The sequence below is a fragment of the Rhodobacteraceae bacterium M385 genome, assembly GCA_025141835.1.
GTDB lineage: Bacteria > Pseudomonadota > Alphaproteobacteria > Rhodobacterales > Rhodobacteraceae > Gymnodinialimonas.
Genome location: CP081102.1, coordinates 1,638,082 through 1,662,303, shown reverse-complemented (window position 1 = coordinate 1,662,303; position 24,222 = coordinate 1,638,082). Strand labels below are relative to the sequence as shown.

At 61.1% G+C, this 24,222-nt stretch carries 21 protein-coding genes and 1 riboswitch; of the genes, 11 read left to right on the top strand and 10 right to left on the bottom strand.

Annotation, left to right across the window (positions count from 1 at the left end):
- Positions 1 to 2 precede the first annotated feature (2 nt).
- A complete protein-coding gene (locus tag K3728_08115; protein UWQ97168.1) occupies positions 3 to 1,193 on the top strand; it encodes an NAD(P)/FAD-dependent oxidoreductase in 1,191 nt (396 codons plus the stop codon).
- Here the strand turns inward: K3728_08115 and K3728_08110 are convergent.
- A complete protein-coding gene (locus K3728_08110) occupies positions 1,190 to 2,638 on the bottom strand; it encodes a TrkH family potassium uptake protein (GenBank protein ID UWQ97167.1) in 1,449 nt (482 codons plus the stop codon). The genes K3728_08115 and K3728_08110 overlap by 4 nt on opposite strands.
- Before the next feature lie 207 nt (positions 2,639 to 2,845).
- On the opposite strand from K3728_08110, the gene K3728_08105 reads away from it, so the two are divergent.
- Together K3728_08105 and K3728_08100 are read left to right on the top strand one after the other, a co-directional pair.
- Positions 2,846 to 3,025, top strand: a complete 180-nt coding sequence (locus K3728_08105) for a hypothetical protein (protein UWQ97166.1) — start codon at positions 2,846 to 2,848, stop codon at positions 3,023 to 3,025.
- An 82-nt stretch (positions 3,026 to 3,107) separates the two neighbouring features.
- The gene (locus K3728_08100) at positions 3,108 to 3,425 is read left to right on the top strand and encodes a hypothetical protein (protein ID UWQ97165.1); all 318 of its coding nucleotides are present in this window, start codon (positions 3,108 to 3,110) and stop codon (positions 3,423 to 3,425) included.
- A gap of 91 nt (positions 3,426 to 3,516) precedes the next feature.
- Here the strand turns inward: K3728_08100 and folE2 are convergent, their stop codons facing one another.
- The 3 genes from folE2 to metZ all read right to left on the bottom strand — a co-directional run bounded on the left by folE2 (position 3,517) and on the right by metZ (position 6,485).
- The gene (gene folE2 / locus K3728_08095) at positions 3,517 to 4,596 is read right to left on the bottom strand and encodes a GTP cyclohydrolase FolE2 (GenBank protein UWQ97164.1); all 1,080 of its coding nucleotides are present in this window, start codon (positions 4,594 to 4,596) and stop codon (positions 3,517 to 3,519) included.
- Between the two features lie 204 nt (positions 4,597 to 4,800).
- Positions 4,801 to 5,295 (bottom strand): GNAT family N-acetyltransferase, encoded by a 495-nt coding sequence (locus K3728_08090; protein ID UWQ97163.1) that lies wholly within the window; start codon positions 5,293 to 5,295, stop codon positions 4,801 to 4,803.
- Positions 5,292 to 6,485, bottom strand: coding sequence for an O-succinylhomoserine sulfhydrylase (gene metZ / locus K3728_08085; GenBank protein UWQ97162.1), 1,194 nt, complete (start codon positions 6,483 to 6,485; stop codon positions 5,292 to 5,294). Before metZ ends, K3728_08090 begins: the two co-directional genes overlap by 4 nt.
- A gap of 78 nt (positions 6,486 to 6,563) precedes the next feature.
- A riboswitch (SAM riboswitch) is annotated at positions 6,564 to 6,642 on the bottom strand.
- A gap of 334 nt (positions 6,643 to 6,976) precedes the next feature.
- On the opposite strand from metZ, the gene K3728_08080 reads away from it, so the two are divergent.
- The 4 genes from K3728_08080 to K3728_08065 all read left to right on the top strand — a co-directional run bounded on the left by K3728_08080 (position 6,977) and on the right by K3728_08065 (position 11,433).
- A complete protein-coding gene (locus K3728_08080) occupies positions 6,977 to 7,912 on the top strand; it encodes a 5-bromo-4-chloroindolyl phosphate hydrolysis family protein (protein ID UWQ97161.1) in 936 nt (311 codons plus the stop codon).
- Between the two features lie 4 nt (positions 7,913 to 7,916).
- Complete coding sequence (locus K3728_08075; protein UWQ97160.1) at positions 7,917 to 9,119, top strand: toxic anion resistance protein; 1,203 nt, start codon at positions 7,917 to 7,919, stop codon at positions 9,117 to 9,119.
- Positions 9,120 to 9,127: 8 nt separating this feature from the next.
- Positions 9,128 to 10,069: a DUF2927 domain-containing protein gene (locus K3728_08070; GenBank protein UWQ97159.1), complete on the top strand. Its 942-nt coding sequence runs from the start codon at positions 9,128 to 9,130 to the stop codon at positions 10,067 to 10,069.
- A gap of 248 nt (positions 10,070 to 10,317) precedes the next feature.
- A complete protein-coding gene (locus tag K3728_08065) occupies positions 10,318 to 11,433 on the top strand; it encodes an SPFH domain-containing protein (protein UWQ97158.1) in 1,116 nt (371 codons plus the stop codon).
- Between the two features lie 250 nt (positions 11,434 to 11,683).
- Here the strand turns inward: K3728_08065 and K3728_08060 are convergent, their stop codons facing one another.
- Both K3728_08060 and K3728_08055 read right to left on the bottom strand, forming a co-directional pair.
- Positions 11,684 to 13,822 carry a malate synthase G gene (locus K3728_08060; GenBank protein UWQ97157.1) on the bottom strand — a complete coding sequence of 713 codons (2,139 nt, stop codon included), beginning with the start codon at positions 13,820 to 13,822 and terminating at the stop codon, positions 11,684 to 11,686.
- 61 nt (positions 13,823 to 13,883) lie between these two features.
- Positions 13,884 to 15,980: a ComEC family competence protein gene (locus K3728_08055; protein UWQ97156.1), complete on the bottom strand. Its 2,097-nt coding sequence runs from the start codon at positions 15,978 to 15,980 to the stop codon at positions 13,884 to 13,886.
- A gap of 132 nt (positions 15,981 to 16,112) precedes the next feature.
- Here K3728_08055 and gltX point away from each other — a divergent pair, with 132 nt between their 5' ends.
- Together gltX and gltA are read left to right on the top strand one after the other, a co-directional pair.
- Positions 16,113 to 17,519, top strand: coding sequence for a glutamate--tRNA ligase (gene gltX / locus K3728_08050; protein ID UWQ97155.1), 1,407 nt, complete (start codon positions 16,113 to 16,115; stop codon positions 17,517 to 17,519).
- Positions 17,520 to 17,651: 132 nt separating this feature from the next.
- Positions 17,652 to 18,944 (top strand): citrate (Si)-synthase, encoded by a 1,293-nt coding sequence (gene gltA, locus K3728_08045; GenBank protein UWQ97154.1) that lies wholly within the window; start codon positions 17,652 to 17,654, stop codon positions 18,942 to 18,944.
- 146 nt (positions 18,945 to 19,090) lie between these two features.
- On the opposite strand, the gene K3728_08040 is transcribed toward gltA, so the two are convergent.
- On the bottom strand, positions 19,091 to 19,507 hold the full coding sequence (locus tag K3728_08040) for a SufE family protein (GenBank protein ID UWQ97153.1): 417 nt from the start codon (positions 19,505 to 19,507) through the stop codon (positions 19,091 to 19,093).
- A 145-nt stretch (positions 19,508 to 19,652) separates the two neighbouring features.
- On the opposite strand from K3728_08040, the gene K3728_08035 reads away from it, so the two are divergent.
- A complete protein-coding gene (locus tag K3728_08035) occupies positions 19,653 to 20,099 on the top strand; it encodes a hypothetical protein (protein UWQ97152.1) in 447 nt (148 codons plus the stop codon).
- A 23-nt stretch (positions 20,100 to 20,122) separates the two neighbouring features.
- Here K3728_08035 and rnd read toward each other — a convergent pair whose 3' ends face one another.
- From rnd to purM, 3 genes are all read right to left on the bottom strand, one after another.
- A complete protein-coding gene (rnd, locus tag K3728_08030; GenBank protein UWQ97151.1) occupies positions 20,123 to 21,283 on the bottom strand; it encodes a ribonuclease D in 1,161 nt (386 codons plus the stop codon).
- Positions 21,284 to 21,393: 110 nt separating this feature from the next.
- Entirely contained in the window at positions 21,394 to 21,987 is a 594-nt protein-coding gene (gene purN, locus K3728_08025; GenBank protein UWQ97150.1) for a phosphoribosylglycinamide formyltransferase, read from the bottom strand.
- The gene (purM, locus tag K3728_08020) at positions 21,984 to 23,033 is read right to left on the bottom strand and encodes a phosphoribosylformylglycinamidine cyclo-ligase (GenBank protein UWQ97149.1); all 1,050 of its coding nucleotides are present in this window, start codon (positions 23,031 to 23,033) and stop codon (positions 21,984 to 21,986) included. Before purM ends, purN begins: the two co-directional genes overlap by 4 nt.
- A 196-nt stretch (positions 23,034 to 23,229) precedes the next feature.
- On the opposite strand from purM, the gene K3728_08015 reads away from it, so the two are divergent.
- Complete coding sequence (locus K3728_08015; GenBank protein ID UWQ97148.1) at positions 23,230 to 24,180, top strand: hypothetical protein; 951 nt, start codon at positions 23,230 to 23,232, stop codon at positions 24,178 to 24,180.
- Positions 24,181 to 24,222: the final 42 nt, after the last annotated feature.

Sequence of the window (24,222 nt, the reverse complement as noted above, 5' to 3'; positions counted from 1 at the left end):
CCTTGGCCCACCATTTCCACACTCTCATCCTTGGTGCCGGGGCCGCGGGCCTTATGTGCGCCGCCCATGCCGGGCCCGATACCCTTGTGGTGGACCACGCCAAAGCCCCCGGCGAGAAGATCCGCATCTCGGGTGGGGGGCGCTGCAACTTCACAAATATCTACGCCGGGCCAGAAAACTTCCTGAGCGAGAACAAGCACTTCGCCAAATCCGCCCTCAGCCGTTATACCCAATGGGATTTTCTTGACCTGGTGCAATCCCACGGCATCCCCTACCACGAAAAGACCCTTGGTCAGCAGTTCTGCGACCGCTCTGCCAAGGACATCATCGCTATGCTGATGGCGGAAATGGCACCTGCGAAGCTTTGGCTACAGACAGAGATTTCCGAGGTGTCCCACCGCGATGGCCTGTACCACGCCAGCCTTCTGCGGGAGGGGAAGAAAACCACCGTCACGGCGCGCAATCTGGTGTTGGCCACCGGCGGTAAGTCCATTCCGAAAATGGGCGCCACCGGCCTTGCCTACCGCCTTGCTGCCCAGTTCGGTCATCGCATCACCGACACCCGCCCCGGCCTTGTTCCATTGACGTTCGAGGGCGCAACGAAAGAACATTTCGCCGCCTTGTCCGGCACCTCGGTGCCTGCCCGCGTGTCGTGCAATGGCACCAGCTTTGACGAAGGGATGCTGTTCACCCATCGCGGGCTTTCGGGGCCGTCGATCCTGCAAATCTCCTCCTATTGGGTGGAGGGGGACGCGCTGTCGCTGCATCTGCTGCCGGACACGGACCTGTTTGACACGCTACGGTCGCGGCGGACTCAGGTGGGGAACAAGGCGCTAACCACAATATTGGCCGATTTTTTGCCCAAGAAGTTGGTGCAGCATTTGGCTGAAACGTGGGGGATCACAGGCAACCTTGCCGATCAATCCGACACCGCGTTGCGGGCGCTGTGTGACCGGCTGACCGGCTGGCCCGTGACCCCCACCTCGTCCGAGGGCTATCGCACCGCAGAGGTCACCTTGGGCGGCATCGCTACCGATGGACTGTCGTCAAAAACGATGGAAAGCCAGCATGTTAGCGGTCTCTATGGGATTGGAGAAGCGGTGGACGTGACGGGCTGGCTGGGGGGGTACAACTTCCAATGGGCCTGGTCCTCTGGCGTTGCGGCGGGGCGCGCGATCACCGCAAGCCGCTAGGTGCGCCAGAACGTGGCGGTGAACAGCACCAGAACGGCCATCAGCTCCAATCGACCGATCAGCATCGCTGCCACCAGAATCCATTTGGCCGCGTCGTTAAGCGTCGCGAAATTCCCGCTTGGCCCGATCACATCCCCAAGGCCCGGTCCGATGTTGGCCAAGGCCGTGGCCGCGCCCGAGATCGCCGTGACCACATCCAAGCCCGTCAGGCCCAAGAGCACCGCGAAAATGCCAAGGAAAACAAAGAACAACACGAAGAATGCCATGACCGAAGAGATGACTTCCTCCCCCACGGGGCGGCCCTCAAACTTCGGCTCAAAGATGCCATGGGGCGCATAAAGGCGCTTTACCTGGGTCGAGATAGACGCGAACAGCAATTGGTAGCGGAATACCTTGATCGAGCACGACGTCGATCCAGCGCAGCCGCCGATCAGGCCGATAAAGAAGAACACCACCGGCACCGATGGCCCCCAAAGCTGGTAGTCCACGCTGGAAAACCCGGTGCCCGAGATGATCGAAGTGACGTTGAAAAGCCCCTCGCGCAACCCGTGTTCCACCGTGTCGCCGTTAGCCACCAGTCGGTAGAGCGTGAAGACCAGTGTCAGGATCGCAATGGTGCCCAAGTAGGCGCGTATCTGCGAGTCGAGGAAGAACGGCCGCGCCGTGCCCGCCACCAGTTGGATGTAGCGCACAAACGGCAAGCTCGCGAAGATCATGAAGACGGCGGCGACATATTCCGCCGGTCCCTGAAACGCCCCGAACGACGCATTGTAATTGGAGAACCCGCCCGTGGACATGGTGGTAAGCGCATGCATCAGCGCATCGAACGGCCCCATGCCGACGGCCAGATAGGCCAGGCCGCACGCGATGGTTAAGCCCAGGTAGATGACCGAGATCCGGCTGGCGATCTCCCCCGCTCGTGGAAGGATTTTTCCCATGGTATCAAAGGCTTCTGAGCGGAAAATCTGCATCCCCCCCACGCGCAATTCCGGCAGGAACACCATTGCCACAACAATGATCCCGATGCCGCCAAACCACTGCATCAGCCCGCGCCACAGGTTCAGACCATGGGGCAGATTGTCGAGGTCCGTCAGAACGGTAGAGCCTGTCGTGGTCATAGCCGACATCGCCTCGAACACCGCATCAACGGCGCGGGCATCGGTATGGCCGAAGACGAAGGGCAAGGCACCAAACAGCGGCAGCACCAGCCACACGCCCGTGGTCAAAAAGAACGTCTGCTGGATCGAGAGCCCCTCGGACACGCCATTGGCGCAAGCCAGCGTCAGCAGCATCCCCGCCACCACCGTAATCGCCGCCGATTCCGCAAACGCCCCCCAATGGCCGTTGCCCTGCCAGACATCGGCTCCCAACGGGATCACCATGGTGACACCAAGGGTCAGGACCAAAAGGCCAAGAACATAGCCCACTGGGCGCACATCGAACATAGGCGGAGCGTTGGCGCGACCAAGCGCGGCTGTCAAGACGGCCCTGCCGTCGTGCTAGCCGCTTTAACCACTAAAGGATTGATTTGATGCATCTCTGCGGCTACCGTTTGGTCAACTTGGTGCGTTCAAACGCCGTCTGCCACGGCAACCACACCGCGAAATACGCCAATGCCTTTGTTCAAAAGGCCGGTAGAGGGGATGGAATTAATGACGAAAGATGCCCCGAAGGGTAAGGCAAAATCGCTGAGTGACGGCGATATCTCGACCTATGCGCGCCGCGCTGGCCCCGCCTCGGGCGCGCCGGGCACTGATTCTGATGCCCACAGCGATTCTGACGCCCCCGCCACAGACCACGACACCGCCCCGGCGACGGATAAAGACAGTTAACGAATAACGATAATAAGCCAGACCCCGGTTACCTGCCGGAAACAGCATTCAACCCAGCCTATTTGCAAGGGAGATCGCCAAGATGGACGATAACACCAACGACAAGAAAAAAGACGCCTCCAAGGGCAAACCGCTTTCCGCGGATCAGATTACCTCGAAGCGGATGGACCGCCGTGCGGTTCTTCGCAGCGTGGGCCTTGCCGGCCTCGGCGCCGGTGCCATGGGAGTTACCGCTTGTGTGCCCTACGGCGTGACCGACGTGGACAACGGCAACATCACCGATCCCATCGGCGCAGGCCGCGGCGCACCGCTTAGCTATCGTTCCGGCACGACGGACCGCGACTGGGGTGGCAACATCACCGACCGCGTCGGCTATGGCCGCGGGCGTCCTTACTACTAATCCAAGGCAACACGCCTTACACAAAAGCCCCGGCATATTCGCCGGGGCTTTTTGTTATCAAGACCTTACAGGGCGACGTTAAGGCATCACATTAGCCTTTGTGGATCAACGACCCGAATAGCTTGGGATCAATGCTGGCGTCGGCAAAGGTGTCGCCCTCGGTCAGAAGGCTAACCGCGTCATGGCTGTGCAGGCTTTCTTGATGGCTGGCCAAAACACGGAAATCACCAACGCCTGCGTGATCCTGTAATTGCTCTGCAAACAGGCGGGCGGCGTCTTCTACGAAGATCGGATTGGCGGCGTTCAACTCGGCGAAGGCTTGTTCATCCTCTCGCTTCACCATCACTTGGGTCTCGGTCGGGACGGCACGACGGGCGGCCTCGATCAAATCCTCAAACGTGATCCCCTCCCCCTGCTGCACCACAGACAGCCGCGCGACAGAGCGTTGCGAATGAGGCGTCGCCAATTGCCCGCGTGTGGCGCGGGCATGCTCGCTAAGTTCCAGAGAGCACGGGCAAGTGGACGAATAGACGTAATCCAAATGCACGATCCGCTGCCGGACCCCGGCGCTTTCCACCAGTTCCAGCGAGATATCGTAATACTGCCAGCCACTTAGGCCCGAGCGCAGGCTTTCCACCTGCATCGGAAAGCTCAACCCCATCTGAATGCGAGCGTCAAAGCTGCCAAGATCAGCCTTGTAGTCATCCAGCGCCGCCTCGATCACATCAAAGCCAAAGGCCGCGTCGGCGTGTTTGTAGAAGGACCGCATAATGCGGCTCATGTTGATGCCCTTTTGGTCCGCCTCAAGGCTGACAGTGCCGGTGACCGAGGTTTCCAAAAGCATCTCGGCCCCGTCCCGGAGCGCATAGCGCAACGGCAGGCGGAAGTTCGATATCCCAACATGCTGGATGCGCCGCTTGGCCCCTTTAATCAGGGACGCGGGGCCGTTTTGAAGGTCTGGCAGCGTGGCGCGATAGGCCGCATCCGCTTTGAAATCAGCGGGATACACATTCGATAGCCCCGGCACGCGCAGCATATGCGAAAGCGCGGGCTCCAAGGCTTCAATCTGATCAGAGGACGCATCTGCCGCCCAAGCGTTCAGAACCGCGAGGGCTTCCTGAGCTTGCTGGCTGGATGGTTTTTGATCGGCGGTCTTAACATGAATGTTCACGTGCCACCCCTTCCTTCGTTGTTGCCCTGATAGATATGGCGCAAAGTTCGCAAAACCCAAGCGTTGTTTTCGCGAGGCATACCGCCGCAGAGAGATTTTTCGGCGCGGGAACAACGCCTTAGGAAGAGACGTCACGAATTTGTGCGGACGGTTTTTTGGTCCCTAGCGGCAGAGACCCCGCACAGGCCGCCCGAAAACGCCGCCTCAGGCCGCCGCGAACCGCCGCACGAGGCGCTTTTCCATGCGGACGTTGGGGATTTTCACCCCGTTCCGCTCCACCTCTTGGCGCTGCACCAAGCGCCAGCCTTGGCGCAGGAAGAAAGGCTCTGCCAGTAGGCTGGCCTCTGTCTCCAGGGTCAAATGGCCTTTCACGCGGGCCCGCCCCTCGATCACGGCATAGAGGGCCGAGGCCACGCCTTTGCCCATATACTCCGGGGAAACGTAGGCAAAGTCGAGGAATCCTGTCTCGATATCCAAGGTCATGAACCCCAGAAGCGTCCCGTCTCGCTCAGCCACGATGGTCTCGGCTTCTTCAATCCGCGCGCGCCAGCCTTCGCCCGTGGGGGGCGCGGGGGACCATGCTTCGCACTGCGCGGGGTCGTACTTTTGCGCCGCCCCCTCGCGCACCGCGCGGTGGAACAATGTCGCCAAGGGGATTGCGTCGGCCGGACGGTAGGGCCGAATGATAAGCCCGTTCATGCCGCCCCCAATGCGCCCAAAAGGTCGGCCATCAGATCGTCTGTATCTTCCAGGCCTACGGACAGGCGCAACAGGCCCGGCGTCACGCCGACCTCGGTACGTTGCGCGTCGGTCAGGCGTTGGTGGGTGGTTGTGCCGGGATGGGTGGCGATGGACTTTGCATCGCCCAGATTGTTGGAAATCGTAAATATATCCAAGGCGTTAAGGGCACGAAACGCGCCTTCCTGGCCGCCTTCAACCTCGACCGAGATCACAGTGCCGCCTGCCCCCATCTGCGCCGCACAAAGAGCGTGCTGCGGATGAGACTTCAGCCCCGGATACAGGACTCGCGACACGCCTTTGGCGCCTTCCAGCGCCTCGGCAATCGCTTGGGCGCTGGCGGCTTGGGCACGTACCCGCAGGTCCAGCGTTTCCAAGCCCTTGAGCATGACCCAAGCGTTAAACGGACTCATCGCGCCGCCGGTATGCTTAAGGTACGGCTCCACCGTTTTGCGGATGAATTCTTCGGTGCCCAAGATCACGCCGCCAAGGCACCGGCCCTGCCCGTCGATATGCTTGGTGGCGGAATAGACAACCACATCAACCCCTTGGGCGATGGCATCGCTAAATGTGGGCGTGGCGAATACGTTGTCACAAATCACCGTCGCGCCGACGTTATGGGCGATCTCGGCCACAGCGCGGATATCAATGACCTCAAGCGTCGGGTTCGAGAGCGATTCGAAGAACACGGCCTTGGTGTCGGCCCGCACCGCAGCGCGCCAAGCGTCCAGATCGGTGCCGTCCACAAACGTCACCTCTACGCCGAATCGCGTTAGGATTTCGTCAAGGATGTAGTGGCATGATCCAAACAGCGCCCGCGACGACACCACATGATCCCCCGCCCGCAACATCGCCGTCAGCGCGCCCGACACCGCCGCCATGCCCGATGCAGTGGCAAAGGCCGCCTCCGCCCCTTCCAGCGCGGCAATACGATCTTCAAACATGGCAACCGTCGGGTTGCCGTAGCGAGCGTAGATATATTCATCCTCGCCTGATTTGATGAACCGCGCCTCGGCATCCTCGGCGGTGTCGTAGACGAAACCTTGGGTCAGGAACATCGCCTCGGACAGTTCGCCATATTGCGAACGGCGGCTGCCTGCGTGGACGGCACGAGTGCGTTTGGACCAGTTTTTCTTGGTGGTATCTGTCATACCCCATTCTCCATTTCAGCGGGCGGTGGCCTGTCTTTGGCACCGAAATCCCATAGTTATGGTCGGGGACGGCGCTGCATTTCAGCGGCCTCGACCTCTTTAGCGGAATGTTTAACGTGGCCCGCAATCCGGTTCACAAATCACCACGGAGTTGGCCTACGCCCACGGGCAATTCGCGTCAAGATGCAAGCGCGTGACATGGGGGAGCGTGCAATTCGCTTTCCCCCCAATCCCCCCTTGCGATCACACCCTTGTGACCCGATCTGTTTCTCACACCAGCGCTGCACGGCAGCAAACCGCTTGCCTCTCTGGTTTTCGACGGAAAAACTGCATATCGTTGCAGGTGACAGAGCCTATCTTTCGTGACAGGCACAACAAAACGGCAGGAACGGGGTCCAAATGTCATCCAGCTTTCTTCAAGGCGTGTCTTTCTTCGTGCTGATCCTTGTGATCCTTGGCGCGATTTTCGGCGGATTCGGAGCGCTTTAAGCATGGCAAAACGGTACGGCGGCGAACATAGCCCCACGGGGCAGCGCGACGGTGAGACACCGCGCGAAATGGTATCGCATCAGAAGATGGAGGTTGCCCCCTTCAAAGGTCGCAAACCCATGCGTCACGGCGCCAAGCTGAACATTCTGTTCGTTCTGCCCTTGCTGACGATTTCCTCGGTCCTGTTCAACTCGGGCGTGACCGAGATGGCGACGGACCTCGCAGGCGGCGCCTTGCTGCTGCTGGCCGCTTGGCTGACCCGCGATGGCGTGCGGGCGGAAGATGCGTTCAACGAACGCAAAGTGGCCCGCAAACCCGCCATCCCCCGCAAGATCTTTGGTGCCGTGGGCACCGGTATGGGCGTGGCCTTCCTGATCCTTGGCGGATCGGATTTCAGCGCCGGGTCCATCGTTGCCGCCAATGTGGTCGGCTTCTTGGCCGCTGGTCTGCACCTGTTTTCATTCGGGTTGGACCCGTTGAAAAACAAAGGGATGGAGGGGATGGACACCTTCACTTCTGACCGGGTAGCGCGCAAAATTGACGAGGCCGAGGCGATTTTGGCCCGCCAGAAAGACGCGATCGCCCGTGTGCGCGACCCGCAACTGGAAGCCCGCGTTGACCGTTTCCAAGAGGTCGCCCGTGGCCTGTTCCGCCAGGTCGAAGAAGACCCCCGCGACCTGAACGCGGCACGTCGCTACCTGGGCGTTTACCTGCAAGGGGCGCTCGACGCGACGGTGCAGTTTGCCAACCTCTATTCGCGCAAAACCGATTACGCGATCCGCAGCGACTACATCGCCTTCCTCGACGATCTGGAGCAGAACTTCGCCGCCCGCAAGGAAACGCTTCTGATCGATGATCGCACAAATTTCGACGTGGAGATTGAGGTCCTGCAAGACCGCCTGAACCGCGAAACACAATATCTAGAACGACAGGGATAAGATTATGGAAACCGAAACCCACCAAAAGGCCCAAGAGGTCGAAACGATGGTTAATGAGCTGAACGCAGTGGTTCTGCCCGAGCCCTCTGCCGATCTGGTCCCCCTGCCCGAAGCAGATGAGCCGACGTCCGAGCAAATCCGCTCGCGTATGGCCGAGATCAACATGAACGACACGAACTCCATTGTGTCCTTCGGCTCCTCCGCGCAGGCCGAATTGCAGCAGATTTCCCAAGCGATGCTGGCAGGCGTGAAGAACAAGGACGCAGGCCCCGCCGGTGACAGCCTGCGCGACATCGTCGGCACCATCCGCGGCTTCTCGGTTGATGAGCTGGACCCAAACCGCAAGCAATCCTGGTGGGAGCGTTTGTTCGGCAAAGCCAAGCCGATCCACGATTTCATGGCGAAATACGAAGACGTGCAGGAACAGATCGACAAGATCACCGACAACCTGCTGGAGCACGAGCATGTGCTGATGAAGGACATCAAGTCCCTCGACAAACTCTACGAGAAAACGCTCGATTTCTACGACGAGCTGGCGCTTTACATCGCCGCTGGCGAAGAAAAGCTGAAAGAGCTGGACGAAGTCACGATCCCCGCGAAAGAGGCCGAAGTTGCCGCAGCCCCCGAGGACGATCAGGTCATCAAAGCGCAGGAATTGCGCGACATGCGTGCCGCCCGTGACGATCTGGAGCGCCGCGTTCACGACCTGAAACTGACCCGTCAGGTGACGATGCAATCCCTGCCGTCGATCCGCTTGGTGCAGGAGAACGACAAGTCGCTGGTGACGAAAATCAACTCGACCCTCGTGAACACCGTGCCCCTTTGGGAAACTCAACTGGCCCAGGCCGTGACGATCCAACGCTCCACCGAGGCCGCGAAGGCGGTGAAGGAAGCCACCGATCTCACCAATGAGCTGCTGACCCGCAACGCCGAGAACCTGCGCGAAAGCAACCGCATGGTCCGCCAAGAGATGGAGCGTGGCGTTTTCGACATCGAAGCCGTCAAACACGCCAACGCCGAACTGGTGGCCACGATCGAGGAAAGCCTCCAGATCGCCGACGAAGGCAAGCGCAAGCGCCGCGAAGCCGAAGCCGAGATGGAGAAGATGGAGCGCGAATTGCGCGACACGCTGTCCTCGGCCTCTGCTCGCCGGCCTGTGGCCGATGCAGATGTGATCGAAGGCGACGCCACGCCGGTTCAATCCTGAGCCGTATCGTGGTTCTACGCCGCTATCTGCCAATCACGGTGACGCTCGCCCTCGCGGCCTGCGTCACCGTGACTGCGCCCGAAGTCTCGCCCATTCCCGAACCTCGGTCCGAACCCGCGACCAGTGCGGGCGCATCCCCCCCCTCCGAGCTAAGCCAGGCCCTCGCCCGCTACTATCGCAGTTCCGAGGCCCGGCTCGTGGGCCGTGGCCTGCTGCGGACCGATGGCGGCGGCCCCGATACGCCCTTCACCGCCGACGAGCTGGCGGCCAATTTTGAACGCATCGCGCTCTATGATGAATATGAGCTGGTAAACGGGCGCTTTGTCGCCCGACAGTCCCCGTCCACCCTGCGCCGCTGGAGCGCGCCGGTACGCCTGCAACCCCACTTCGGCGCGTCTGTCGAGGCCGGACAACAGGCCGAAGACCGCGCCATCCTCGGTACCTACGCCGCGCGTTTGACCCGCCTCACCGGCCATTCCGTGCGGGCCGTGAACAGCGGCGGGAACTACCACGTCCTGTTCATGAACGCCGATGCCTTGTCAGATTCCGCTCCGCTCCTGCGCCAACTGGTGCCAAGCATCAACGACGCCACGATCCGTGAAATCCAGAACATGGGCCGCCTCACCTATTGCTCGATCTTCGCCTTCTCGCTTACCGGCACCTCGGAATATATCGCCGCGATCGCTGTGATCCGTGACGAGCACCCCGATCTCCTGCGCCGCTCCTGTGTGCACGAGGAAATCGCCCAAGGCATGGGCCTTCCCAACGACAGCCGCACCGCGCGTCCCACCATCTTCAACGACGACGAGGAATTCGCCCTGCTCACCCGCCATGATGAACTGCTCCTGCGCATCCTCTACGATGACCGCCTCTCCATCGGCATGACCCCAGACCAAGCGCGCCCCATCGTGCGCCAAATCGCCGGCGAACTGGTGGGCGGCCCTTCCTAGGCCGCCACCCACGCGCTCCTTGCCAACACGCGCTCCTCGCCGTGCCTCCACGCGACGGACCCACTCAGGCGCGCCCTCTCCCCTTCATCTTGGCAAATACAACTCAATCCCGCCCTCTCCTCCCCACCGCCGTTCCATAAGGTGAAAAAACGGTAAGGTTTCCCTCCCCCACTTCTCTGTAGATTGGCGGCGGTCATACCTATATCATTCGGGAAAACGCACAATATTTCAGTGGGAGTTGCTACCGCATGGCCATTATGGATTTTCTCAAAGGTCAATTTATTGACGTCATCGAATGGACCGATGATAGCCGGGACACGATGGTCTACCGGTTTGAACGCTACGGCCATGAAATCAAATACGGCGCCAAGCTGACGGTGCGTGAAGGCCAGGTCGCGGTCTTCATCCACGAAGGCCAACTGGCCGACGTGTTTACCCCGGGCATGTATATGCTCGAGACGAACAACATGCCAATCATGACCTCCCTGCAACATTGGGATCATGGCTTCTCCAGCCCCTTCAAGTCCGAAATCTATTTTGTGAACACCTCCCGGTTCACTGATCTTAAATGGGGCACCAAAAACCCCATCATGATCCGCGACAGCGATTTCGGCCCAACCCGCATCCGTGCCTTCGGCACTTATACCGTGAAGGTGCAGGACGCGGGCCTGTTCATGACGGAAATCGTGGGCACCGATGGTGAATTCACCACCGATGAAGTCACCCACCAAATCCGCAACATCATCGTTCAGCAGTTCTCCCAAGCCGTTGCAGGCTCCGGCATTCCGGTGCTCGACATGGCCGCCAATACTGGCCAAATGGGTGAGGTCGTCGCCGGCAAAATTTCCGAGACGATCTCCAGCTACGGCCTGACGCTGCCCGAGCTCTACATCGAAAACATCTCTCTGCCCCCCGCGGTGGAAGAGGCGTTGGACAAACGCACCTCCATGGGCGTGGTCGGCGATCTGAACAAATACACCCAGTTCCAAACCGCCGAAGCTATGGCCGCCGCCGCCTCAACCCCCGGCTCCGGCATGGGCGAGGGTCTTGGCATGGGCATGGGCATGGCGATGGCCAACCAAATGGCCAACAACATGCACCAGCCGCAACAACAGGCCCACCAAGCCGCCCATGCCGCGCCCCCGCCGCCGCCGGTGGAACACGTCTGGCACACGGCAGAAAACGGTGCCACGAAAGGCCCCTTCTCCAAGGCAACCTTAGGTCAAATGGCCGGCGACGGCTCGCTCACGCGCGACACGATGGTTTGGACGGCTGGCCAAGACGGCTGGAAGAAAGCCGGCGATGTGGATGAGCTGGCGCAGCTCTTCACCGTCATGCCGCCCCCGCCTCCACCGCCTATGTAAATCACACAAAAAAGCCCCGGCGCATCCCAGCACCGGGGCTTTTTTCTGCGCCAAACACCGCTCGGCCTCTCCTGTTCAGGGCGTCCTATGCACACGAGAAACACCTTTGCGTTGTCCCTCATGTTGATCTGCCCAATCTCATACAGCGCCAAAACGCGCCCCCTTGCCCTTCGCCCCCATTCACCTTTTCGAAAATATCGCGGGGGTAAGCGGTCCCCTTAGGGGCCGCTAAGGGGGCAGCGCCCCCTTGCTACGCCGCCTTCCACGCCAATCGGCTGCGGTGGAGCACCGGCTCGGTATAACCACTGGGCTGGTCGCGCCCCTTCAACACCAGATCCAAGGCTGCCCCGTAGGCGATCCCGTTGAACCCCGGTGCCATCGGTTGATAGAGCGGATCGCCCGCGTTTTGCGCGTCCACCACCTCTGCCATGCGGCGGAACACCTCCACCACATCGGCCTCGGACACCACACCGTGGTGGAGCCAATTGGCGATGTGCTGCGCCGAAATCCGGCACGTTGCCCGGTCTTCCATCAAACCGACGCCGTTCAAATCCGGCACCTTGGAGCACCCAACCCCCTGATCGACCCAGCGCACGACGTAGCCTAGGATCCCTTGGGCGTTGTTCTCCACCTCTCGGATCACCTGGTCTCGGTTCCAGCGCCGGTAGGCGGCCAGCGGAATATCCAGAAGCGCCGTCACATAGGCCCGCTTGCCGCCCGCTTGCAGCTTCTCCTGCACCGCCGCCACATTTACCTTATGGTAATGCAACGCGTGCAAGGTCGCGGCGGTGGGCGATGGCACCCATGCGCAGTTCGCGCCCGCACGGGGATGCTCGATCTTCTGCTCCAGCAGGTCCGCCATATCATCGGGCTTGGCCCACATGCCTTTGCCGATCTGGGCCTTTCCGCGCAGTCCGCATTCCAGCCCGATATCGACGTTCTGGTTTTCATAGGCCGTGATCCAGCCCTTGCGCTTGATGAAGTCCTTACGCGAAAACGGTCCCGCCTCCATGGAAGTGTGGATTTCATCCCCCGTGCGATCCAGAAAGCCGGTATTGATGAACGCGACCCGGTGCTTGGCCGCGCGGATACATTCCTTCAGGTTCACCGAGGTTCGGCGCTCCTCATCCATAATGCCGAGCTTGACCGTATAGCGTTCCATCCCCAGAGCGGCCTCCACGCGGGTGAAAATCTCGTCCGCAAAGGCGACTTCTTCCGGCCCGTGCATCTTGGGCTTCACCACATAGACGCTTCCCGCGACCGAGTTTCCGCCCTCGCGGGCCAGATCATGCTTGGCGATCAGCATCGTCACCATCGCATCCATCAACCCTTCATAGACCTCTGCCCCGTCGCGGAGCAAAACAGCGGGGTTGGTCATCAGGTGGCCCACGTTGCGCACCAGCATCAGCGCGCGACCCTTCAGCACTTTCACCGCCCCGTCCGGGCCGGTGAATACACGGTCCTCAGCCAAAGCACGGGTAACGCTCTTGCCGCCCTTCTCGAAGGTCTCGGCCAGATCGCCTTTCATCAGGCCAAGCCAATTACCGTAGGCCAGAACCTTATCCTCGGCATCGACACAGGCGACACTGTCTTCGCAATCCATGATCGCGGAAACGGCGCTTTCGATCCGCACATCCGCCAGCCCCGCCTGATCGCGGGCGCCAATGTTATGGGCGCGGTCGAAGACCAGCTCCACATGCAAGCCATTGTTCACCAAAAGCACCGCATCAGGTGCCTTGGCGCGGCCGACGTAGCCCGCGAATTGTGCAGGGGTGGCCAGCGGCTTGTCATCCACCAGCAAAGCGCCCTTTTCCACGTGGTAGCGGCGGGCATCGGCGTGGGACGTGCCTTCGATCGGAAAGGCCTCATCCAGAAACACCCGGGCGCGCGCTACAACGCGGGCACCCCGACCTCGATCGTAGCCGCCCTTGGCAGGGAGCGATCCCATCGCGTCGGTGCCATAGAGCGCATCATAGAGGCTGCCCCACCGCGCATTGGCCGCGTTCAGAGCGAAACGCGCGTTGGTAATGGGCACCACCAACTGTGGGCCTGCGACCGTCGCGATTTCCGGGTCGATCTTCGTGGTATCAATCTCAAACGCGTCGCCCTCGGGCACCAAATAGCCGATATCCTTGAGGAATTCGTGATACGCATCGGGGTCATGGGCCTGATCGCGCCGGGCGATGTGCCATTGGTCAATCTTGCTTTGCAGCTCTTCTCGCCGTGCCAGTAGGGCCGTGTTCTTCGGGGCAAGGTCATGGGCAAGGTCCGAGAAGCCCTTCCAGAAATCATCGGACGTCACGCCACTACCGGGCAGCGCCTGATCCTCGATGAAATTCGCCAGTTCAGGGGCCACCTGTAGGCCATGTTTCTCGATCCGTTGTGTCACTGGAAATCCCTCCACCAAGTTCCCTAACGGTCTAAGCCATGGGTTAGGTTCCAGCAATAGATCAGCGCGACCAGAGGCGTCGCCCTTGATGGCGGCTGGCGGTATCGAATTGAAGCGTGCCATCCACCAAGGACACCGCAATCGCCCCGGTGTCGCGCAGCGTTCGGGGCGTCAGAAGCAAGCAACCTTCCGGCACGGGGGCGTCGGGGGTTGTCAGGTATCGCCGCGTCTCCCGCTCGGCCCGCTGCACCGCCGCGCCGGGGTCTTCGGGCGGCACGTTCACCACGATCAGATCGTGGGCCGCACAGGCCTGATCCACAAGCCTGGAGGCCGCGCGACCCGTCCCGTGCCAAAGGCTGAAGTCGCCAATCATCGCCAAAGCGCCGGGGTCCGTATCGGTCCAAGCCGGGCGGCTTGCAGCATCCGCTTGATTGGCCCGGTCGCCATCATTCTCCAGCCAGATGCCAGCCACGAAACCGTCGCCGCGCGGGCGGCTCAACGCGCGGCCCTGAGCCGAGAGGATACCCACAAGCCCCCCCGGCTCAGAGATCAACACATGCGGCCGCGTGCTGCCCTGCCACAGCACCAACCCTAGCGCGATGGGGGCCAGCGCCAGCCACCGGCCCCTGCCGTTCCATAGGCACAGGCCGATCCCGCCCACGGCGATCAGCAACAGCACAGCGGCGGGTGGATTAGCCACCATACGCACAGCCCCCGGCAAGCGGGCGACGTAATCTGCCACGCCCAAGATCCAGTCCAACGCGTATTCCATGATCCAGAAGGCAAACCCCGCCGCCCCGAAAGGCGCAAGGATCAGCGCAAGCACTGCCACCGGGATAACGACCGAGCCCATGACCGGCACCGTCAGCAGGTTCGCCCCCAACCCGTATACCGCCAAGCGGTTGAAATGCGCCGCCGCAAAGGGGGCCGTCGCGCCGCCCGCAATGATCGAAGAGGTCAACAACCCCCATGCGCCCTTCACCCACCCCGGCCAATTACGCATCCACTCCGCGCCTTGCAGCCCGGTGAAGGCGGCCACAAGGGCCGTGGTGGCGGCGAAAGACATCTGGAAGCCCGGCGACATCAGGGTTTCAGGTCGGTGAAGCAATACGATCATCGCCGCGATGGCGACGGAGCGCAAAGTGATGGCGCGGCGGTCCAGAAGCACGGCGGTGAACATCACGGCGATCTGGATGAAGGCCCGCTCCGTCGCGACATTGCCGCCGGACAGGGCAAGGTAGAACGCACCCGAAGCCAGTGCCGCCACCGCAGCCCATTTGCGGATCGGATAGCGCAGCGCTACGGGCGGGATCAGTGCCAGAAACACGCGCAGGGCGGCATAGACGAAACCCGACAACAGGCCCATGTGCAGGCCCGATATCGCCAACAAATGCGCGATATTGCTGTCGCGCATATCTTGGATGGAGGTCAACGACAGGCCCGAGCGGTCTCCGGTCAGCACCGCCGCGGCAAAGGCCCCCGCCTGTCCCGGTATCTGCGCTTGGATCGCCGCCGACATGCGCATCCGTAAGCTGAACAGCGGCGCCACCCCATCGGCGGGCGGCGACAACAACAACACCGGAGAGCGCGTGTAGCCAACCCCGCCGATGGATTGGAACCAAGCGTGCCGCTGAAAATCAAACCCTCCGGGTTCTGCCGCACCATTGGGGCCGGACAGATGGCCAGTGGTGAAAATGATGGCACCGGGCAGCGGCTCCATGAACCCCTGATCGCCGTGCAACGCGATACGCACCCGCCGGGGCGTATTGCGCACATCGTCCAGCCGCACGTGATCCAACGTCAGCCGCACCGCGTCGCTGGAGGATCGGTCAATCCCTACGATCCGCCCTTCAATCGCGCCGTAGTAGCGAAAATCTATCACCGGCCCCGCAACCCAATGAGCCCGTGCACCCGCAACGCAAAAACCCAAAGCCACCAGAACGGCGGTCATGGCCAAGGGCCCCCAAACTTCTCGACGACGCAGGCCCACGATGGCGCAGAGCACGCCACCACAGACCACAAGACCATAGGCCAAAGGCCCCGGCTCCACCCTCAGGGAAAAATAAAGCGCCACGCCAAGGCCCAGGGCAACAGCGGACCACGGCATCAACGAACCCCTCTGGCCCTGCTGGACCGCGTTCACCGCGCCTAAGATCAAATCATCCGCCTTCTCTTGCCCGGCCCTTGCCGGGATCAACCGCCCAAGATACCTAGCCTCAACGGTGCCAGAACATGGTTGCCAAAAGGTTAACGCGCGCGGCCCACCCGAGGGGCCGGAAAGGTTCTCTTCATGTCAGACGTTCAGCAAATCGTCACCCGTATCGCCCCCTCTCCCACCGGCTACATGCACATCGGCACCGCCCGCACGGCGTTGTTCAACTGGCTCTATGCCCGTGCGCGAGGCGGCAAGTTTGTGCTGCGTGTCGAAGACACTGACCGCGCCCGCTCCACCCCCGAGGCGACCCAAGCGATCCTTGATGGGTTGGCGTGGCTTGGCCTCGACTATGATGGCGAGGCGATCAGCCAGTTTGAACGCGCCGACCGTCACCGCGAAGTGGCCGAACAAATGCTGGCCGCGGGCCATGCCTACAAGTGTTTCTCGACCCAAGAAGAAATCGCGGCCTTCCGGGACGCCGCCAAGGCCGAGGGCCGCTCGACCCTGTTCCTTTCCCCTTGGCGCGACGCCACAGACCACCCCGACGCCCCCTATGTGATCCGCCTGAAAGCCCCGCGCGAAGGCACCACCGTGATCCGCGACGAAGTCCAAGGCGACGTGACAATCCAAAATGCGACGCTCGATGATATGATCTTGCTACGCTCGGACGGAACGCCCACCTACATGCATGCGGTCGTGGTGGACGATCACGACATGGGCATCACCCATGTGATCCGGGGTGATGACCACCTCAACAACGCCGCGCGGCAGGTGCAGATCTTCAAGGCGATGGATTGGCCCGAACCGGTTTGGGCCCATATTCCCCTGATCCACGGCGATGACGGCAAAAAATTATCCAAGCGCCATGGTGCCACGGGCGTAATGGAATACGCTGAAATGGGTATCCCCGCCGCCGCGATGCGCAATTACCTTGCGCGCCTTGGCTGGTCCCATGGCGATGATGAGTTGTTTACGGACGAACAGGCGCTGGAATGGTTCGATCTGGACGGCATCGGCAAATCGCCGTCACGTCTGGATATGAAAAAGCTGGCCAACGTCACCGGTTGGCACATCGCACGAACCGATGACGCGGATTTGGTGGCCCAGATCAACGATTTCTTAAAACTCACAGGCCAGTCTGAGCTTTCGCAGGCGCAGCATGATGGGCTGATCCGTGCGATGTATTGCCTCAAGGATCGGGCGAAATCTCTGCCTGATCTTCTCGATAAGGGGCGGTTTGTAATGGAGAATCGCCCATTTGAGTATGATGAAAAGGCCGTGAACGCCCTCGATCCGGTATCCCGTGGTATACTGCGGGAATTGACTGCGCAGTTGCAGAATGATAGCTGGACACGAGACACGCTAGAAGGCGTCCTGAACGCCGCCGCGCAATCCCACGGATTGAAATTCGGCAAACTGGCAGGCCCGCTCCGCGCGGCGCTTTCCGGGCGCACAGTATCGCCCAGTGTGTTTGATATGATGCTTGTCATCGGCCGGGACGAAACAATCGCCCGCCTTGACGAAGCCGCCTCCCTCTCCTGATCGCGGGGGGCTGCCTCTTTTGGGGATGCCGGACTTGCTCCGGTCGTCCCAACCGCCGTTTAGGAGGACTCTCTCCTAAGCCCCCAACTTCCCGCCGGCATCCCGCCGCGCGCGCCTTACGAAGGGACGACCATGGCCGACACCAGAACCGCCACTTTGACCATTGATGGACAGACCGTCGATCTGCCAATTCACACGCCAACGGCGGGCCCCGATGTCGTTGACATCGGCAAGCTCTATGGCAAAGCGGGCGTGTTCACACACGACCCGGGCTTCACCTCTACCTCGGCCTGCGAATCGTCGATCACCTTCATCGACGGCGACAAAGGTGAACTGCTGCACCGTGGCTACCCGATCGACCAACTGGCCGCTCAGTCCCACTACCTCGAAGTCTGCTTCCTGCTGCTCTACGGCTACCTGCCCTCCGAGGCCGAGCTGGAAAAGTTCGAGACGACCATCACCCACCACACGATGCTGCACGAGCAGATGGCCAACTTCTTCCGGGGCTTCCGCCGCGATGCGCACCCCATGGCCGTCATGGTTGGCGTCGTTGGCGCCATGTCCGCGTTCTACCACGACAGCACCGACATCAACGACGAACGCCAGCGTGAAATCGCTTCTCATCGTTTGATCGCCAAAATGCCGACGATCGCGGCTTGGGCCCATAAATACACGATCGGCCAACCCTTCGTGTATCCCCGCAACGACCTCAGCTATGCGGCGAACTTCCTGCGCATGTGCTTTGCGGTTCCGGCCGAAGAATATATCGTCGATCCCATCCTCGAACGCGCCATGGACCGTATCTTCACGCTCCACGCCGACCACGAACAAAACGCCTCCACCTCCACGGTGCGCCTGGCGTCGTCCTCCGGGGCAAACCCCTTCGCGTGCATCGCAGCTGGCATTGCCTGCCTCTGGGGCCCCGCTCACGGTGGTGCAAACCAAGCCTGCCTGGAAATGCTCAAGGAAATCGGCACCGTTGACCGCATTCCTGAATTCATTGCCCGCGCCAAGGACAAGAACGACAGCTACCGCCTGATGGGCTTCGGCCACCGCGTCTACAAAAACTTCGATCCCCGCGCCACGGTGATGAAGCAATCCGCGGATGAAGTTCTGGAACTGCTCGGCGTGGAGGATAACCCCCTCCTGCAAGTCGCCATGGAGCTGGAAAAGCAAGCCCTCGCAGATCCCTACTTCTCCGAGAAAAAGCTCTTCCCCAACGTGGATTTCTACTCCGGCATCATCCTCGAGGCGATGGGCTTCCCCACCTCGATGTTCACCCCGATCTTCGCCCTGTCGCGGACCGTGGGCTGGATTTCTCAGTGGAAAGAACAACTGGGCGACCCCGCCCTGAAGATCGGCCGCCCTCGCCAGCTCTACACCGGCGAAACGGCCCGCGATTACGTCGATATCAAAGACCGCTAATCACACCCCAAATTAAACAAAGGCCGCTCCCAACCGGGGCGGCCTTTTCCGTTCCTTCATCTCTCCAAGAAAGACCTCACCACGCCGGGTGCCACGCCTCCCCTTCATCTTGGCAAATACAACTCAATCCCGGCCCGTCAGCCCGCTCAGCCGCCCGCTTTTTCCGCTGCCAGCAGCCCAATACGCTCTACCATCGCCCGCACCCCGTTGGACCTCTGCGAGGACAGATGCTCGTCCAGCCCCAGCCGCGCCAGTTCGGCAGGTGCATCAACCTCCAAAACCTCTCGCACCGAAATTCCGCTGTATAGCGCGTGAAGCACCGCAATCAGCCCGCGCACGATAATCGCATCGCTGTCGCCCTGAAAATCGAACTTCTCCCCCTCGATCCGGGGCATGATCCACACCTGCGACGCACAGCCATCTACCTTGGTCGCCGGCACTTTTACCGCGTCATCCATCGCTGGCATTGCTTTGCCAAGCTCGATCACATGGCGATAGCGTTCTTCCCAATCGTCGAGGAATTCAAAGGTTTCGGCGATCTCTTCAAAGGCTTCGCTGGCCATTTCGCGGCTCCGGTAGGCTATTGTTCACCGCTCTGAGGTAGGGCGTTCCGGGCACGCCGTAAAGGGCCGCCGTCATCGCCCGGGTTTCCAACCCGCCTCGGATCGTTTACGCACAACCACAAGCTAATCTCAGAGGGTCCTTGCCATGTTGCGCGCCATCGTCGTTGTCTCTGCCATATTGTCCCTTACGGCCTGTGATAGCCGGATCAATCCGCTCAACTGGTTTGGCGGCGATCGCGAAGAACGCGTCACACTGGACCCCGATGCGGTGGGTGCAAATGCGATCATCGACGGGCGCAGCCTTGTGGCCGAGGTCACGCAGCTCTCGGTCGAGCAAACGACCTCGGGCGCCATTGTCCGCGCTCAGGGCATCATGCCTTCGCAAGGGCACTACGATGCTGAATTGGTGCTGGTTGAGGTGACGGACACGGTCATCGCTTATGAGTTCCGTACCGCGCCGCCCTTGGGTCAATCCATAGCGGGCCTGCAACAAATTGATGTAGCAGCTGAGCTCACCGTTGGTGAATTGGCGGGCATCCGCACGATCACTGTGATCTCGCAAAACAACCGCCGCTCGGTCGGGCGCCGCTAAGCCCTGCGTCGCGTCGCGGCACGTCAGGCCGCGACGATCTTGACCTTCTGGCCCTTGGCCGACAGCGCGATCTCTCCATTCAGAAGCCGCTGCGCATCGGCGCCAAAGACCTCTTGGCGCCACCCCGACGACCACGCCCCATCGGTATAGCCCGAGGCAATGTCGTCCAAATCGCTGGACGAGGCGATCAACTTCGTCGCCACACCAGCCTCTTCCGCCTTGGCTTTCAACAAGACCCGTAGCAAATCCGCCAATGCGGGGTTGAGGCTGGACCGATCCCGCCCCGCCGCGACCTTGGGCATATCGCTGTTGGGCACAGCCATGCCGCGTGCGACTGCGGCGACCAGCCCTTCGGCAATTGCGCCCTTGCGGGCATCGCGCAGTAGCAGCCGAGACTTGCTCAGGTCGGCAACCGACTTGGGCTTTGTGCCCGCCAGTTCCAGCAGCGCATCGTCCTTCAAGACCCGGTTACGCGGCACGTTCTTTTCTTGTGCATAGGTTTCGCGGAAGGCGGCAAGCTCTCGGGCGATTGCCACGGTGCGGCCGGAATTTGTACGCAGTTTCAGACGCTTCCACGCGTTTTCTGGATCGACCACGTAGTTATCCGCATTGGTCAGCTGCGCCAATTCCTCTTCCAGCCAATGGGTGCGCCCGGTCTTGGCCAGTTCTGCCGACAGATGCTCGTAAATCTGGCGCAGGTGGGTCACATCGCCCAACGCATAGGTCTTTTGCGCGTCGGACAAGGGCCGCCGGGACCAATCAGTAAAGCGAGAGGATTTATCGAGATCGGACTTCGCAATCCGCCGCACCAAGGTCTCGTATCCCACCTGATCGCCAAAGCCGCAGACCATCGCGGCGACCTGCGTGTCGAACAAGGGCGCGGGCACGAGGCCGCCTTCCACGAAGAAAATTTCCAAGTCCTGCCGCGCCGCGTGAAAAACCTTCACCACATCGGGGTTGCGGAACAAATCATAAAGCGGCTCAAGCGAGATCCCGTCGGCCAAAGGATCAATCAACACCGCGTCGCTATCGTCGGTTCCCGGAAGGGCCACCTGCACCAAGCAAAGCTGCGCGAAATATGTGCGCTCTCGCAAAAATTCAGTGTCTACAGTGACATAAGGCTGTGTTGCGGCGCGGGCGCAATAGTCGGCCAGGGCTTGGGTCGTCGTGATTGTATGCGGCACGTGAGGGTGTTCTTCATCCAGAAAAGGGGTCTCTTTGGTGTAGAGGAGTGGCGCACGGATGAAAAGGCGATGCGCTAAATTCGCACGGCAAGGCGTGGAATGCCTGTGATTTACCCCAGATGAATTGGCGTTCGCTCGCCGTTTGCAAAGCGCCGCAGTGCCGCGGGGTAGAGCTGATGCTCGAACGGCAGAATACGCGCGGCCAAGGTATCGGGCGTGTCATCCGGCGCGATATCCACGCGCGCTTGGCCCAGAATAGGGCCGTCATCAAGGGCGGCGGTGACCTCATGTACCGTGCATCCGGCCTGCGCATCGCCCGCCTCAATCGCGCGGGCATGGGTGTTGAGCCCCTTATAGAGCGGCAGCAAAGACGGGTGGATGTTCAGCATCTGCCCTTCCCACCCCGCCACAAAATCGGGCGTCAGAATGCGCATGAAACCCGCCAGGCAGATGATATCCGGCGCGTGGGCGTGCAATACGTCGTTCAACGCCTTCTCGAAGCTTTCGCGGTCCTTGCCAAACGGTTTGTGGTCCACGCAAGCCGTTGGAATCCCAAGCCCTTCCGCCTTCGCCAACCCGCCCGCACCGGGCACGTTGGACACCACAACACAGGGCCGCGCGGGGTGGTCGCCGGTCATGGATTGGACCAGCGACACCATGTTGGAGCCGCCGCCCGAAATCAGGATTGCGACCCGTTTGCTCAAAGAAGCGAACCCGAGTAGCGCACGCCCTCACCTGCCGTGACGGTGCCGATGCGGTGCACGCTTTCGCCTGCCTCTTGCAAGGTCCACGTCAGCCCATCCACCGCCTCGGCAGAGACGGCCAAGACCATGCCGAGGCCCGCGTTGAAGGTTTTCAGAAGCTCTGCCTCTTCCATCCCGCCTTCTTGCGCCAACCAGCCGAACACCGGCGGCAAGGGCCAAGCGCTCAAGTCGATATCAACGCCGAGACCTTTGGGAAGGACGCGGGGAATGTTCTCGGTCAGGCCACCGCCGGTGATATGGGCCAAAGCATGCACCCCGCCCGCGCGGATCGCGGCGAGCGCTGGTTTCACGTAAAGGCGCGTGGGGGCCAACAGCGCCTCCCCCAAGGGGGCGTCAGTGAAGGGCGCAGGTGCGTCCCATGCAAGGCCCGAGCGTTCCACAATGCGGCGTACCAGCGAATAGCCGTTGGAATGCACCCCGTCCGAGCTGAGGCCGAGCAGAACGTCGCCCTCCTCTACGCCGGCAGGCAGGGTTTGCCCCCGCTCCATCGCGCCCACGGAAAAGCCCGCAAGATCAAAGTCGCCGGGCGCATACATGCCGGGCATTTCAGCAGTTTCACCGCCGATCAACGCACAGCCCGAGGCCGAGCAGCCCGCCGCGATACCTTCCACAATGCGCGCGGCGTCATCGACGTCCAGCTTGCCCGTCGCGAAATAATCGAGGAAAAACAGCGGTTCCGCCCCTTGGCAGACCAAATCGTTCACGCACATCGCGACCAGATCAACACCGATCGTGTCGAAGTTTCCGGTATCAATGGCAATCTTCAGCTTGGTGCCGACACCGTCGGTGGCCGCGACCAGAACCGGGTCCGTGTAGCCCGCAGCCTTCAAGTCAAACAGAGCGCCAAAGCCGCCGAGACCAGCCATGACGCCGGGCCGTGTTGTGGCGGCGGCGGCGGGTTTGATCCGGTCAACCAGTGCATTCCCGGCATCGATATCAACGCCAGCTGCCGCATAGGTCAGCGCGTCCGTTTTCTTGTCGCTCATGTGATGGCCCCTTCTCGCAGACGCCGCTCAGTTATCAGCCTGTCGGCGCCCCGTCTATGGACATCCGCACCTTGGCAACCCTTGCACGGGCGCAACAATCCCACCGTTCTCGGTGGATTGTCCCTTCATCTGCCCAATTTTAGACAAAATAGCCTCATATCGGTTAAAAAAGACCACAAAAGACGAGGCACCCGGCATGAAACGTAACCCCTCCACAGAAGTATTTTTCATTGTCGATGGTGAAAGACTGGAGGCGCAGGCCACGTTGCTGGCCGCGACCCTGAAACGTCATCTGATGCCGCATCAACGCGCCGTGGCCTATGTGCGGGAAGACTACCGGGACAAGATGCAGGATTTCACCGTCAGCGTGTTGGACGCTAGCGATGTCGAAATCCGCCTGATCCCAGATACCAACGGCGGCCACGCCCCTTGGCTGGCCCCCTACCCCCAAGGCAACAAGATCCTCGCCGCAGCCACCCCGCGCGATTGCGACGTGTCAGTGTTCCTTGATACCGACACCGTGCTGACCGAGCCTGTGGAATTTGCCGATGAATTGGGCGACGGGCTGGTGGCGGCCTGTGTGTCTGATTACGCGTCCTCCACGGGAACGAAGGAAGATTGGGAAGACTATTACGCCGCGTTCAAGCTGCCCGTCCCCGAGGAGAGGGTGCAACTGAGCGGCGGGCGCAAGTTGATGTCGGTGCCCTACTTCAACGCTGGCGTTCTGGTGTTCCGCGAGCGAACCGATGACGGCGTGTCGCTGGAGTTCGGCCGTGATTGGCTTGGCGCTGCGATGCATTTTGAGCGTGAAGTCAAGCGCGACTATGCCCGCTCCAACATCGACCAATTCACCTTGCCTATCTTGGGCTACTTGCGCGGCCAGCCCGTCCAAATCATGGGCCAGCACATGAATTTCAACATCCAAGGCCACGGCAATGGTGAGGGGCAGGCCCAGAAAGTGGCCCATTATCACGCCATCGGTGCGCTGTGGAAACACAAGACCCATGGTCGCAGCGCCCTAGAGGCGATTGCCGAAGTCAAAGGGGAAGCCGCCCCAGAGCAGTTTCTAGAGGTCTATGGTATCCACGCTCGTCGCAAGAACATGAAGCATCATTTGCGGGCGATGGCCGCCGATCAAGCGGCGTAACAACCCGTTTCGGACGGTCCCGTACAGCGATTGCTTTGCAAG

What these genes read in the sequence shown, in the direction of transcription:
- K3728_08035 (UWQ97152.1), top strand. Translation starts at nt 19,653, where the DNA reads ATGTTGCGCGCCATCGTCGTTGTCTCTGCCATATTGTCCCTTACGGCC.
- K3728_08100 (UWQ97165.1), top strand. Translation starts at nt 3,108, where the DNA reads ATGGACGATAACACCAACGACAAGAAAAAAGACGCCTCCAAGGGCAAA.
- K3728_08075 (UWQ97160.1), top strand. Translation starts at nt 7,917, where the DNA reads ATGGAAACCGAAACCCACCAAAAGGCCCAAGAGGTCGAAACGATGGTT.
- K3728_08090 (UWQ97163.1), bottom strand. Translation starts at nt 5,295, where the DNA reads ATGAACGGGCTTATCATTCGGCCCTACCGTCCGGCCGACGCAATCCCC.
- K3728_08015 (UWQ97148.1), top strand. Translation starts at nt 23,230, where the DNA reads ATGAAACGTAACCCCTCCACAGAAGTATTTTTCATTGTCGATGGTGAA.
- metZ (UWQ97162.1), bottom strand. Translation starts at nt 6,485, where the DNA reads ATGACAGATACCACCAAGAAAAACTGGTCCAAACGCACTCGTGCCGTC.
- K3728_08105 (UWQ97166.1), top strand. Translation starts at nt 2,846, where the DNA reads ATGACGAAAGATGCCCCGAAGGGTAAGGCAAAATCGCTGAGTGACGGC.
- K3728_08040 (UWQ97153.1), bottom strand. Translation starts at nt 19,507, where the DNA reads ATGGCCAGCGAAGCCTTTGAAGAGATCGCCGAAACCTTTGAATTCCTC.
- K3728_08065 (UWQ97158.1), top strand. Translation starts at nt 10,318, where the DNA reads ATGGCCATTATGGATTTTCTCAAAGGTCAATTTATTGACGTCATCGAA.
- K3728_08080 (UWQ97161.1), top strand. Translation starts at nt 6,977, where the DNA reads ATGGCAAAACGGTACGGCGGCGAACATAGCCCCACGGGGCAGCGCGAC.
- gltX (UWQ97155.1), top strand. Translation starts at nt 16,113, where the DNA reads ATGTCAGACGTTCAGCAAATCGTCACCCGTATCGCCCCCTCTCCCACC.
- K3728_08110 (UWQ97167.1), bottom strand. Translation starts at nt 2,638, where the DNA reads ATGTTCGATGTGCGCCCAGTGGGCTATGTTCTTGGCCTTTTGGTCCTG.
- purM (UWQ97149.1), bottom strand. Translation starts at nt 23,033, where the DNA reads ATGAGCGACAAGAAAACGGACGCGCTGACCTATGCGGCAGCTGGCGTT.
- gltA (UWQ97154.1), top strand. Translation starts at nt 17,652, where the DNA reads ATGGCCGACACCAGAACCGCCACTTTGACCATTGATGGACAGACCGTC.